Origin of the sequence: Paenirhizobium cremeum, assembly GCF_047553425.1 — a bacterium.
Lineage (GTDB): Bacteria > Pseudomonadota > Alphaproteobacteria > Rhizobiales > Rhizobiaceae > Allorhizobium > Allorhizobium cremeum.
On record NZ_CP180217.1, the window covers coordinates 3,367,422 to 3,380,000 of the forward strand.

Below are 12,579 nucleotides of genomic sequence, written 5' to 3' on the forward strand. Positions count from 1 at the left end.
GCAGAGAAACAGGCATTGCCGCGCCCCGCTTCAAAAGCATCAACGCTCGAATAGAGCGATGGTGCAATTTGATATGCGACCTGAGTGATAAGAGTACCTAGCTATGGCACAGTGGATAGAGGACTCGTTTGCTCGACTGATATCGATGGCCAAGCGACGCTATCGATCATCCAGTTCGGTTGGGCGTTTGCTGGGACCGGAAGATCCCGACAGGGCAAAGCTCCGCTTGCTGGTAGTTGCCGACGCTGCGGGGGCAACCCTTCAGATCAATCTTCTTCGTCCAGCTCAAGCAGCGGTAGCGGCTGGCGATCTGCGAATGGTGGTCGTAACGGAAGAAGACGAACGTCTTGCTGTGAAATCAGGAGGGACGGCTCAACAACTTCTTGCCGACGCCTGGCAGCAAGCGGCCCCACATCTCATATTCGTCAGCCGCTATGGCGGCTCGCTTGCCGAAACGCTTCTGCAAATATGCGCCGATAAGAACGTGCCGCTTGTTTATCATATCGATGACAACCTTTTCGAGGTTCCGCCCGAGGCTGGCGTCGAAAAAGCCAGGAAATACGGCGCTCCGGCGCGCCAACAGGCAATCCGAACCTTGCTCAAGGGGGCAGATACCGCATACCTCTCGACGGCAAGACTGGCTGAACAACTGCGTGAGCATGCACAGATCTCTGCTCGCTTGTTCGTCGGAGAAATTGCTAGCGCAAGCGATCCGATTTCAACGCTTGGCTCCGCTGGCTCGATCAGACCCAGATTTGGTTATATGGCGTCGTCGAGTCACGCCGCCGATCTCCAGCTTGCATTACCTGGCGTTGTCGCAGCCCTTACCAGCAATCCGGATCTGCACTTCACCGTCTTCGGCTCGTTGCAGCCTCCGCCGGAGCTAGGTGCCTTCGGTGCACGCGTCGAGCACTTGCCCGCCGTCGGCGATTATGACGGATTTTTGCGTCAACTTGCCGCCATGCGCTGGGATTGGGGACTGGCCCCGCTGCGCCCCGGCCGGTTCAACGAGGCCAAGACCGATACGAAATGGGTGGAATATTCAGCATCTGGTATCCCGACCATCGTCTCGGATCACCCAATCTATCAAGATTGCAGTCAGAATGGTGCAGCAGTACGGATTGGCGATACGCAATGGACCGAAGAACTTCCGAAAGTTCTTGCTGACCGCGCGCTGGCAGAACGAACACTTGCAAACGCGCGCAAACGGCTCATCAGTCATCACGGGCTCAACCATATGGCCGCTCAGCTTGAGCGCGTATTGAAGCTTGCTGGACTTGCCACGGAGCGCGCCGCAATCATCTCCAGATACCATGACAGGCCGGAGATCAATCAACAGCTCTGAAGCCAGGCCAATTCGCATGTTGGAAGACGCAGACTGGAGCGTGTGGAAATCCGCCTGCCCTATTTTGCTGGAGGCGGAGAAGGCGGCTGCCGGTTAGGGCCGAACCGCTGCCATCTACAGTGTAAAGCGGAAGCGTTGCTCTGGCATCATCTGTCAGCGTTGCTGAAAATAACGTCTTCCGGGAAACGCAGGCAATTTCGTCATAAACATGACAACATCTTGAAACCATTGCGAACCGTACTCAAAAGTTGCGCTATGCTGTTGTATGCGCGCAAGGTCTGTGATTATTGGCTGGTAACTTCCATCAAGTCGAGAGATTTTAATGACAGATCTCCCCCGCGCCAGAGTTGCCTGGGTCAGCCCCCAGCTCAGCTACATGGTGGCGAGCACGCGCTACCGCTGTTATTATCCTGCGCTTGCCTTAGGCGAACTTGACATAGAAAGCGTATTCTACCGCTCCTCGAAAGAGGTAATTCCACACCTTAAAGGGCTCGATGCGATTGTTTTCGTCAAACTTCTCGACAGCGACAGCGTGAAGTTGGCAGGCTTGGCCAAGGATCAGGGCGTCAAGGTACTGATCGATCTGTGCGACAATATCATTGTGGCGAACTACCCCAAAACACCCGATCTGCACCCGGCCCTTCGTTTCGCCGGTATTGGTGCTTTCGCTGATGCAATCGTCGTTCCGAGCCCGGCGCTTTCTGAAGCCTTAAGACCAATGTTGAGACCGGGGGCGCGCTTCGTCGTCATTCCCGATCAGGTTGAGACAAGGACCAGCTTCGCAGCAGCAAAGCGACTTCAGGAGGAGGCGGTAAAACCCGCCGAGAAACGGCCTGCCGCCATCGCGCAACGCGGCTCTCGGTTTGCGGCTCATGCAGCACGCCATCCGGCAGACGCGATGATGATCCTGAGACGCAAAATCTCAACCGCGTTCAGGCTCTTCGGCACGAGGCTTTCCCGACTCGACCGCAGAACCCCTCCTCCGCCGAGCAAAGGCCCTCAGGCTGCAACCGTTGACGAATTAAAGTCTGCATGCGCAAACAACGCCACCCAGGGCCACCTGAAATCCGTCGTGTGGTTCGGAAATTACGGTGCGGCACATAGCGATTTCGGCATGTTGGCTCTTTTGCTTGCAGCTCCGGCTCTTGAAGCCGTGAACAAAGATATTCCGTTGGAACTGACGGTTATCTCAAACAAGAAGGATCTGTTCGATAGCGCAATCGCTCAAATCGACGTCCCAAGGCGTTATATAAATTGGTCCACGGAAGCTGTTTTTGACAGCCTCAAAGAGGCCGACATATGTCTGCTGCCATTCGGCATGGACGCTTTCTCTGTCACGAAGTCTGCGAACCGGGCAGTGCTTGCGCTTGAATATGGCGTGCCAGTGGTGACAACCCGTCTCGCTTCGATGGAGCCCTTGGCGGGAGCCGTGGGCTTCGACGACTGGGAAGCGGGCCTGCGTCGTTTCCTTGGAAAGGATGGAGCAAAAGAACGCGCCGACGCAATCGCCGCTGCTCGGCCAATATTGGCCGCAACCTATTCCCCCAGAGCCATCGGCAAGGCCTGGGCCACCCTCATCGACGATGCGACAACAAAGATTCGCCCAGGTTATGTAAAGACTCCCTGTGCGGGAGAGGTCGCGGTGTTGCTCGATGCCCCGGAGAGTTCCGAACAGCTTTTGTCCATTATCGATGAACTGCGTCACCGAGAGGATGTTCTTTTACGAGTCCTGGTGACGCCGCATGCACTTGCCGGTTCCACACGGCCCCTGATCGAACGCCAGATAATTCCATACGCCCTCGAGGCCGAACCCATCATGGCTGAGGATGATCGCATACTGCGCACCGTAGATTTTCTGCTGACGGCCGGCGATTCCCTAAAGGACCCGGAAAGTCTGACTGCTTCCGTGGTCAGGATTGCCGTCGCGCGCGGGGTGAGGACATTCGGGCTGGTCGCGCCTGGAGATGGAACTGCCATCTCCGCACATTCGTTGCTGCGGAACGACGGATCGCCCATGGTGCTCGGCGCCGCCAATGCACGGGATTTCGTTGAGCAACTACTCGATGGAACTGCAAAAGCCAGGACAAACAAACGACAACTGGCAGAGCCGGTGTCTGGTTAGGATGGCGATGTCCCGGGCAATCATCCGATGCCTCTTGCAAACTGATGCCAGCCAACTAGAACGGACCTGAGGAAAGATGCAGGTACGTGATGAAGATTGAATTTTTGCCTTTGGTCGGCTTGGCCAAGATCACCCCGACGAGATTGGGCGATCATCGCGGATATTTTTCGGAAGTGTTCAAGGACGCCTGGTTTCGCGAAAATGTGGCGGACGTAACATTCGTTCAGGAAAACGAGTCACTTTCCGCGGCGGTGGGTACGGTGCGCGGTTTGCATTTTCAGCTCGATCCGTTCGCGCAGGGCAAGCTGGTTCGCTGCATCGCCGGCAGCATTTTCGATGTTGCCGTCGATATCCGCGTTGGTTCGCCAACCTATGGCAAGTGGTACGGGATCGAGCTTTCCAAGGAAAATGGAGAACAACTGTGGATCCCTGCGGGGTTTGCCCATGGCTTTGCCACACTCGTGCCGGATTGCATAATTTCTTACAAGGTAACAGCGCCCTATAGCGCCGTCAGCGACCGTGGCCTGCTGTGGAACGATCCTGCAATCGGCATCGATTGGCCGCTGCCCCTCGACAATGCGGTTTTGTCGGAGAAGGACAAGGTGCAGCCGAAACTTGCGGACTTACCGCCGTTCTTTTCATTCTGACCATCTGCCTTACGGCTGCAAGCGGAGTAGATCATGCGTATTCTCGTCACCGGCGGAGCAGGTTTTATCGGCTCCGCTCTCGTGCGCCATCTGGTCAAGAACATTGGCGCGGAAGTCCTGAACGTGGATAAGTTGACTTACGCCGGCAATCTGGCTTCGCTTAAGGAGATTGAAGGCGCGTCGAATTACAGTTTCCTACAGGCCGATATCTGCGATTTCCCAAAGATGCGCTCGGCAATAGACACGTTCCAACCCGACCGCATTATGCATCTGGCCGCGGAAAGTCACGTCGATCGTTCCATCAACGGCGCGGGCGAGTTCGTTCAGACCAATGTAGTGGGCACGTTTTCGCTCCTTGAGGCCGCCCGTCACTATTGGAACAGCCTGCCGCCCGCCGGGAAGGAAGCGTTCCGCTTCCTGCATGTGTCTACGGATGAGGTTTATGGTTCACTTGGTGATGAAGGCCTCTTTGAGGAGGTTACGGCTTACGATCCATCCTCGCCCTATTCGGCTTCAAAGGCGGCAAGTGACCATTTGGCAATCGCCTGGTATCGGACTTACGGCTTGCCGGTGATTATATCGAATTGCTCGAATAACTACGGACCTTATCATTTTCCGGAAAAGCTGATCCCGCTAATCATCCTCAACGCGATGGAGGGCAAGCAGCTGCCGGTTTATGGCGAAGGAACCAATATTCGTGATTGGCTCTACGTTGATGACCATGCGCGGGCGCTTGACCTGATCGCATCACGCGGACGTCCCGGCGAAAAATACAACGTCGGCGGCCGCAACGAGCGCCGCAACATCGAGGTGGTACGCCGCATATGCACCTTGATGGACGAATTGCGCCCTCAGTCAAAGCCACACAGCGATCTTATCACATTCGTTACCGACCGGCCCGGTCACGATGCGCGCTACGCAATCGATGCCACCAAGCTGGAAACGGAACTGGGCTGGAAGGCACAGGAGAATTTCGAAAGCGGCATCGAACGGACAGTCCGCTGGTATCTGGAAAACGAATGGTGGTGGCAGCCGTTGAGGAAAGGCGTCTATTCGGGAGAACGCCTGGGTGTGCTGAAAAAGGACTGAGTGATGCGCATTGCCGTAACGGGAACACAAGGGCAGGTCGTCTCGGCTCTTTTGGAACGTGGTCCAGCCGCCGGCGTCGAGATAGTCGCGGTTGGGCGTCCGCAACTGGATCTCACCGATTTGGCCTCGATGCGCACGGTCCTCGCCGGCATCAGACCGGATGCGATCGTTTCCGCAGCCGCCTACACCGCAGTCGATAAGGCAGAGAGCGAAGAGGCTCTTGCCTTCGCAGTCAATGCTGCCGGGCCCACGGCGATCGCTGAAGTTGCCAGGGAACTCGGTATTCCTATCATACACCTTTCTACCGATTATGTATTTCCCGGCGACAAGCAGGGTGTTTATGTCGAGACGGATGCGACTGGTCCGGTTTCGGTCTATGGCCGCTCGAAGTTGGCAGGAGAAATAGGCGTCGCTGCCGCCAATCCCAACCATGCCATCCTGCGCACCGCTTGGGTCTATTCACCTTTTGGCAACAACTTCGTCAAAACCATGCTGCGGCTGGCGGAAACCCGCGATACGCTCAACGTGGTAGCCGATCAGCATGGAGCGCCGACAAGTGCGCTGGATATTGCCGATGCTGTGATTGCCATAGCAAAGCGCCTGCGTGACGATCCTGATCCAAAGCTGCGTGGTGTGTTCCACTTGACTGGCGGTGGCGAAGCGACCTGGGCCGATTTCGCCGAGACGATCTTTGCGGCTCTGCGGGCCAAGAGCGGCAAGTCGGTGTCCGTTGGTCGTATCACGACAACAGACTACCCGACACCGGCAAAGCGCCCGGCCAACTCACGGCTTTCAAACGAAAAACTGAAACAGGCCTATGGAATCGTTCTGCCTGACTGGAAGGAATCCACAAATGTCGTATTGGATCGCCTGCTCTAGGCAAGGGCCTGTTCGAGCTGCCCACACATGGAAGGAAAAGATATGAAGGGTATCATTCTGGCAGGCGGTTCAGGCACACGCCTTTACCCGATCACAAAGGCCGTCTCCAAGCAGTTGATGCCGGTTTACGACAAGCCAATGATCTATTATCCCCTCACAACGTTAATGCTGGCGGGGATAAAGGAAATCCTCATCATCACCACGCCGCATGACAGCGAAGCCTTCAAGCGACTGCTCGGTGACGGCAGCCAATGGGGCATATCCATCGAATACGCGGTTCAACCGAGCCCTGATGGCCTTGCGCAAGCTTTCATCATCGGCGCCGATTTCGTTGGCTCCAATCCCTCAGCATTGATTCTCGGCGACAACATCTATTACGGCCACGGCCTGCCGCAGCTTTTGCATGCTGGTGCCTCCACGGTGAGCGGCGCACGGGTCTTCGCCTATCACGTCAGCGATCCGGAACGCTACGGCGTCGTCGAATTCGACAGCACCATGAAAGCACTATCGATCGAGGAAAAGCCGGCAAAGCCAAAAAGCAGTTGGGCAGTCACCGGTCTTTATTTCTATGACAAACAGGTGGTTGAAATCGCGGCCAACCTCAAGCCATCACCACGCGGTGAGCTGGAGATCACCGACGTCAATCGCATCTACCTTGAGCGAGGCCAACTGACGGTCGAAGTTATGGGGCGAGGTTATGCTTGGTTGGATACCGGTACGCCGGACAGCCTTCTAGAGGCCGCCGACTTCGTCGGCACGCTGGAAAAGCGGCAAGGCTTCAAGATAGCCTGCCCCGAAGAAATAGCCTACCGCATGGGCTATATCGACGAAAGGCAGCTGCAAGATCTCGCGACCGAACTCGGCAAGAGCGCTTATGGACACTATCTGATGAAGATCGCAAAGTCCGAGTTGGACATCCAACTGTGACGCACGCGCTCCCGCAGCTAGAAGACGGCGCAGATTTTCGTTAATCAGAGTGGTCGGCCGATCGCTTTGCACAGTTCGCGATAGACGTCCTGAACCTGTCCCATCACGCGGGCCTCTGTAAATCCCTCCATTACGCGTTCCCGAGCACGGGAACCCGCTGCGACGATGCTCGCCTTATCTCCCGCCAACGCGCAAATCCACTCTGCCAACGCTGCAGCGTCATCCACTGGCGCCAGCCATCCTTCACGATCGTGGCGGACAAAGTCACGGCAGCCCGGCACGTTGGTTGTCAGGATCGGTCGACCGCAGGCCGCCGCTTCCAAGATGGAACGGGGCAGGCCCTCTCCACCGCGTGTCGGCATGCAGCACATATCATGCTCTGCCCAGACCTCCCGCACATCGCTGCTCGAACCTCGCCACTTTATGCCGGGAAGACGAGACCACGCTTCCAGCGCCTCGACAGAAAGCGACCGCGGATTGGATGGGTCGGGAAGACCGAAAAGCGAAAGTGTAACATCGTGACCTCGCTCACGAGCGATTGATACGGCTTCCACCGCCAGATCGACACCTTTCGACCACACCAGCCGACCGACAATCGCAAGCTTGAGGCTGCTGCCGGATGGCATGGGAAGCGGGGTGTAATAATCTGGATTCACGCCAGCGCCGCCCAGAACCGTAACGCCCGGCTCCGCTGCATTCAGCCCGAACGTCTCCGGGTCAGTGACGTTTTCGAACAGAAAGTGGCTTCGCCCACCCATGCGGGTAATTCGGAAAAGGCATCGCAGAGCAAAACGCCCTATGGCTGCCTTCGGGCTTTTATCCGCAGCCAGCAATCCCCCGCCGGTGATCGCAAAGATTCTGCCCTTTACCCCGCCCAGCATCGCCGCAATGCCTCCAGTGACAACACTACGAAGAGCAATGCAGTGGACGAGATCGATTTCTTCGTGCCTAAGCGTCTTCGCAATCCGGACGATTGACGAGCCGATTGACAGAAAACCGAGGTGCCCCCTCTCAATGTCCAGCGGAACGACACTCGCTCCGAGATTCTCGATCAGATGCCGATGCTTGCCGACGCGTGTAATCACAACGACCTCCAGGCCGAGTTCCTTTGCCGCGCGCAGCATTGGCAGAAAATGCGACACGAAGAACCAGTCTTCCGTCACGATGAATGCTATTCGAACCTTGGACAAGGGGTTACCATCCTCGCCCCAGACTTCGACGTAACAGCCGAACCGAACTTTGGGGCAGGTTTGTATAGATCCCGTGCGCCAGTTTCAAAAGGGTGGGGTGACGACGCCAGAAGTCCGCCAAAGGCAGCACAAACGGATTGTCATGCGCCAAGCTATCGTTCACAAGCTGGGTCAGTTCCCGCCGTGACAACGAGGCATCGCGGTGATCTAAGATCGCTCTGACGTTCTCCATTGCGGCCGCAATCATACCTTCCCGCTCAACGGTGACAGCAAACATACGTTCGAAGGCGTGTGCGGCAGTTCCGTCGAGTTGACCACTTTCACGAACGAAAAGATCGGTAAAGTCGATATCCGTTACCGTTTTCATGGCTGTTCGGCGAAACCAGAACATCGCTCCAGCGGAAAAGCGACGACCTTCGACAAGGTCAGGGAAGTCACACTCCCGAGACGCAACTCCGCCTTTCTCCGACGCATGCAAATTCTCAATTCGTTGCAGAATTTGCATCATGGTCTTCTCATTCAGCGCAGTACGCCCACCGAGGGGCAGGAGATGAGCCCTTGGCGCTATCAAACCAATCGCAGGTTCGCAAGCCAGTAACTTCTGGCCTGATAAGCACCCGTCGTCTTCCGTATCGAGCAACGACCCCACCAGAAACTGTCTCCACCCATTTCCATCTCGGCGATGGGGAGACCGCTTGGTATGTATTTTCAAACCGATATCGAAGGATTTGACGGTTGGGTGCTTCAGGGCCGTCAGAAACGGTAGGATATCCCGGCCCCGATTTTCGACCTCAATTTCTGTCACAAAACGAAGATATGCACTCTGCGGTCGCGCCACTGCGCTGGAGCCCGTGGGGCGCGTAATGACGAGGTTAAAAGGCTGTCGGATCACTGCATCCAGGTCACTGACCATTTCCTCCCATGTGTCAGGGTAAAAGACATGGGCAAAGATTGTAAAATCCGCTGGTCGACCTTCGGTCATTTAACCTCTTATACTCTCTTCAGATGCTCCTATTCATCCTCGACTCGCCGGACCCATGGCGTTCAAAGCCATGAAAGGATTCAAGGAGCAATGTTCTCTTTGATACCATTAACCATCAGGGCATTGCTGCAGATTTCTGGCACTGTCCAGCGACCAGACAACCTCGTGCTCAAGGTAGTATGCGGGACCTCGGAAAAATGCAACATCGAGGCTTTCCATCAGTGACAGATCAGTTAGAGCTTCCTTGAAGATGGGAAATTTCTACGGTTCAGGGTCGATATCTTTGTGTGCCCGACCTGAGAGATAGGTGACGTTTTGTACCGGAGACATGGGTAACACTTTTCGCTTTTTGGCGGGAGGTGTTGATGCCGTGGAAAGAGGCTTCGGTGATGGAGGAACGTCTACGATTTGTTGCCCGACTGCTGGAGGGCGAAGGGATGAGCGATGTGTGCCGGTCGTTCGGCATCTCGCGCAAGACCGGCTACAAGATCTTCAATCGCTACAAGGACGACGGCCTGGAGGCGCTGACGGACCGGTCTCGGCGGCCGGTGCGTTATGCCAACCAGTTGCCCGAGCCGGTGGAGGCCATGATCGTGCGGCTCAAAAAGGACAAGCCGCATTGGGGTGCCAGGAAGATCAGGGAGCTTTTGGTGAAACGCCTGGCCGGCGATGTGCGCGTGCCGTCGAAGAGCACGGTGCATGCCGTTCTTGACCGGCACGGGCTGGTCGCCCATGCGCGCAAACGGCAACGCCATCGAGCCGAAGGAACAGCATTGTCTCAGGCATCGCTGCCGAACGAGCTGTGGTGCGCGGACTTCAAGGGCGAGTTCAAGCTCGGCGACGGCCGCTATTGTTACCCACTGACGGTCACCGACCAGGCGTCCCGTTATCTTCTCGCCTGCGAAGCCTTTGAGTCGACGCGAGAGCGGGCTGTCTTCGACGCATTCCGGCGGCTGTTTGCCGAATGCGGCCTGCCGGCCGCGATCCGCAGCGACAACGGCCTGCCGTTCGCCAGCCCCAACGGCCTTTATAATCTCTCGAAGCTGTCCGTCTGGTGGCTGCGGCTCGGGATCGTGCTTGAGCGCATCAAGCCAGGCCATCCGCAAGAGAATGGCCGGCATGAGCGCATGCACCTGACGTTGAAGAAGGAGGCCACTCGCCCGCCCGGCAGAAAAATCCTCCAGCAGCAGAGAACTGGCTCGGGAAATCTGCACAGCTAGGATAAGTGGAATCTCTGCCTGACTTCAGCTTAGATGCCGGGAACAGGAGAAACCATGACGAGACGACCGCGCCGGAACCATAGCCCGGCTTTCAAGGCAAAGGTGGCGCTCGCCGCCATCCGAGGCGAGCAGACGCTGGTGGAATTATCCCAGCAGTTTGACGTGCATGCCAACTAGATCAAACATTGGAAAGACCAGCTCCTTGAGGGGGCGACAGGCGTTTTCGGCGATGAAGGGAAGACGGAGCCGGCGGGGCCAACCGTCGATGTCAAAACGCTGCATGCCAAGATTGGGGAGCTGACGTGACCTGTGACCCCGAGCCGCTGTGAAACCTCCGCAACCGGATAGCCCCGCTCGGTGATCTGGCGCACCGCGTCGCGCTTGAACTCTTCCGTGAAATTGCCTTTGACCATGTAGGCCTCCTTGCCTCAGTTTTAGGGAAGAAGGCGTCTACAAATCTAGGGGCTATTCATCGGCGCAAAGAGCGACTTATGCTGGAATTGGTTGCGGGGGCAGGATTTGAACCTGCGGCCTTCAGGTTATGAGCCTGACGAGCTACCGGGCTGCTCCACCCCGCGTCACCGAGAGAACTGGCCGATTTTGGCCTGTTCGTATGTGCAAGCCTGCTTGGCTTGCGGAGTTTGTCAAACGGATTGGTTTGACGGTTTTTTTCGTCATGATGACGAGAAAGCAAAAAGGCCGCGTTGGATGCGGCCTCGTTATGGGCTTGAGGCCCTTTTTTGTGTCGAGAAGACGGTCTTGATCCTTTTCCCTTGCGGCTTTTTGGACATGTCATGTCCAGTGCATGGGCATGTTGCGTTTTGCAGACCTGGCAGCGACCTACTCTCCCGCGTCTTGAGACGAAGTACCATTGGCGCAGGGGCGTTTCACGGCCGTGTTCGGAATGGGAACGGGTGCAGCCGCCCCGCAATAACCACCAGGTCAGCGAAGCGCAACATTTGAGAAGCTGGCAGGCCTTCGCCTGTTTTCTTTTTAAACACGTCTTGATCTTCTGTCTTTGCGCTGCCGCGATCTTCGATCGCTACGCTGCAGACGGCGCACCAAACTCTTGGCGACGAACTGGCATTCTGTAGCGCTGCCAAACTCGATGTCAAGCAAGGCAGCCATACAGCGCTGAAGCGCGTCGGCATTGTTGGCCGGCCCGTCCGGAGCGCTTTTGCGCACCAGGACAAGAAGATGGCATCATCGAACAAAGTTCGATGAGCATTACCAATGAGAACGATCAAGCCAATCGAGCTATTAGTACCGGTAAGCTTCACACATTGCTGCGCTTCCACACCCGGCCTATCAACGTGGTCGTCTTCCACGGCTCTGATAGGGAATACTCGTTTTCAGGTGGGTTTCCCGCTTAGATGCCTTCAGCGGTTATCCCTTCCATATATAGCTACCCTGCTATGCCGTTGGCACGACAACAGGTCCACCAGAGATATGTCCATCCCGGTCCTCTCGTACTAGGGACAGATCCTGTCAATATTCCTACACCCACGGCAGATAGGGACCGAACTGTCTCACGACGTTCTGAACCCAGCTCACGTACCGCTTTAATTGGCGAACAGCCAAACCCTTGGGACCTGCTCCAGCCCCAGGATGCGATGAGCCGACATCGAGGTGCCAAACAACCCCGTCGATATGGACTCTTGGGGGTCATCAGCCTGTTATCCCCGGCGTACCTTTTATCCGTTGAGCGATGGCCCTTCCACGCGGGACCACCGGATCACTATGACCGACTTTCGTCTCTGCTCGACTTGTCAGTCTCGCAGTCAGGCGGGCTTATGCCATTGCACTCGACGAGCGATTTCCGACCGCTCTGAGCCCACCATCGCGCGCCTCCGTTACTCTTTCGGAGGCGACCGCCCCAGTCAAACTACCCACCATACACTGTCCCGGATCCGGATAACGGACCGCGGTTAGACATCCATGACGATAAGGGTGGTATTTCAAGGATGGCTCCACTCAAACTGGCGTCCGAGCTTCAAAGCCTACCACCTATCCTACACATGCCGACACGAATGCCAGTGTAAAGCTATAGTAAAGGTGCACGGGGTCTTTCCGTCTAACCGCAGGAACCCCGCATCTTCACGGGGAATTCAATTTCACTGAGTCTATGCTGGAGACAGCGGGGAAGTCGTTACGCCATTCGTGCAGGTCGGAACTTAC

Annotated in this window: 8 protein-coding genes, 1 tRNA gene, 2 rRNA genes and 3 pseudogenes (1 of these 14 cut by a window edge); 8 read left to right on the forward strand and 6 right to left on the reverse strand. The window is 56.4% G+C overall.

Translation table 11 applies throughout. The features are described from left to right. Nucleotides 1–103 precede the first annotated feature (103 nt). The 6 genes from ACLBKR_RS16330 to rfbA all read left to right on the forward strand — a co-directional run bounded on the left by ACLBKR_RS16330 (nucleotide 104) and on the right by rfbA (nucleotide 7,009). On the forward strand, nucleotides 104–1,345 hold the full coding sequence (locus ACLBKR_RS16330) for a glycosyltransferase (RefSeq protein WP_113448624.1): 1,242 nt from the start codon (nucleotides 104–106) through the stop codon (nucleotides 1,343–1,345). Nucleotides 1,346–1,667: 322 nt separating this feature from the next. Next, complete coding sequence (locus ACLBKR_RS16335) at nucleotides 1,668–3,467, forward strand: hypothetical protein (RefSeq protein WP_113448623.1); 1,800 nt, start codon at nucleotides 1,668–1,670, stop codon at nucleotides 3,465–3,467. A gap of 89 nt (nucleotides 3,468–3,556) precedes the next feature. Continuing rightward, nucleotides 3,557–4,114 (forward strand): dTDP-4-dehydrorhamnose 3,5-epimerase, encoded by a 558-nt coding sequence (gene rfbC, locus ACLBKR_RS16340; protein WP_113443040.1) that lies wholly within the window; start codon nucleotides 3,557–3,559, stop codon nucleotides 4,112–4,114. Between the two features lie 33 nt (nucleotides 4,115–4,147). Further along, nucleotides 4,148–5,203 carry a dTDP-glucose 4,6-dehydratase gene (gene rfbB, locus ACLBKR_RS16345; RefSeq protein ID WP_113448622.1) on the forward strand — a complete coding sequence of 352 codons (1,056 nt, stop codon included), beginning with the start codon at nucleotides 4,148–4,150 and terminating at the stop codon, nucleotides 5,201–5,203. Nucleotides 5,204–5,206: 3 nt separating this feature from the next. Beyond that, on the forward strand, nucleotides 5,207–6,082 hold the full coding sequence (gene rfbD / locus ACLBKR_RS16350; protein WP_113448621.1) for a dTDP-4-dehydrorhamnose reductase: 876 nt from the start codon (nucleotides 5,207–5,209) through the stop codon (nucleotides 6,080–6,082). Nucleotides 6,083–6,124: 42 nt separating this feature from the next. Continuing rightward, the gene (rfbA, locus tag ACLBKR_RS16355; RefSeq protein WP_113443043.1) at nucleotides 6,125–7,009 is read left to right on the forward strand and encodes a glucose-1-phosphate thymidylyltransferase RfbA; all 885 of its coding nucleotides are present in this window, start codon (nucleotides 6,125–6,127) and stop codon (nucleotides 7,007–7,009) included. Nucleotides 7,010–7,053: 44 nt separating this feature from the next. Here rfbA and ACLBKR_RS16360 read toward each other — a convergent pair whose 3' ends face one another. Both ACLBKR_RS16360 and ACLBKR_RS16365 read right to left on the reverse strand, forming a co-directional pair. Beyond that, entirely contained in the window at nucleotides 7,054–8,199 is a 1,146-nt protein-coding gene (locus ACLBKR_RS16360) for a glycosyltransferase family 4 protein (RefSeq protein ID WP_414899692.1), read from the reverse strand. Nucleotides 8,200–8,203: 4 nt separating this feature from the next. Further along, on the reverse strand, nucleotides 8,204–9,181 hold the full coding sequence (locus tag ACLBKR_RS16365) for a rhamnan synthesis F family protein (RefSeq protein ID WP_113448620.1): 978 nt from the start codon (nucleotides 9,179–9,181) through the stop codon (nucleotides 8,204–8,206). Between the two features lie 365 nt (nucleotides 9,182–9,546). On the opposite strand from ACLBKR_RS16365, the pseudogene ACLBKR_RS16370 reads away from it, so the two are divergent. Both ACLBKR_RS16370 and ACLBKR_RS16375 read left to right on the forward strand, forming a co-directional pair. Further along, nucleotides 9,547–10,395: pseudogene (locus ACLBKR_RS16370) on the forward strand (helix-turn-helix domain-containing protein); the annotation flags it as partial. Between the two features lie 60 nt (nucleotides 10,396–10,455). Beyond that, nucleotides 10,456–10,704, forward strand: a pseudogene (locus ACLBKR_RS16375) (transposase); the annotation flags it as partial. 5 nt (nucleotides 10,705–10,709) lie between these two features. On the opposite strand, the pseudogene ACLBKR_RS16380 reads toward ACLBKR_RS16375, so the two are convergent. From ACLBKR_RS16380 to ACLBKR_RS16395, 4 genes and pseudogenes are all read right to left on the reverse strand, one after another. After that, nucleotides 10,710–10,814, reverse strand: a pseudogene (locus ACLBKR_RS16380) (transposase); the annotation flags it as partial. An 88-nt stretch (nucleotides 10,815–10,902) separates the two neighbouring features. Beyond that, a tRNA-Met gene (locus tag ACLBKR_RS16385) sits at nucleotides 10,903–10,979 on the reverse strand. A 249-nt stretch (nucleotides 10,980–11,228) separates the two neighbouring features. Continuing rightward, a 5S ribosomal RNA gene (gene rrf, locus ACLBKR_RS16390) occupies nucleotides 11,229–11,343 on the reverse strand. 297 nt (nucleotides 11,344–11,640) lie between these two features. Further along, a 23S ribosomal RNA gene (locus tag ACLBKR_RS16395) occupies nucleotides 11,641–12,579 on the reverse strand; it runs 1,858 nt beyond the window's last position.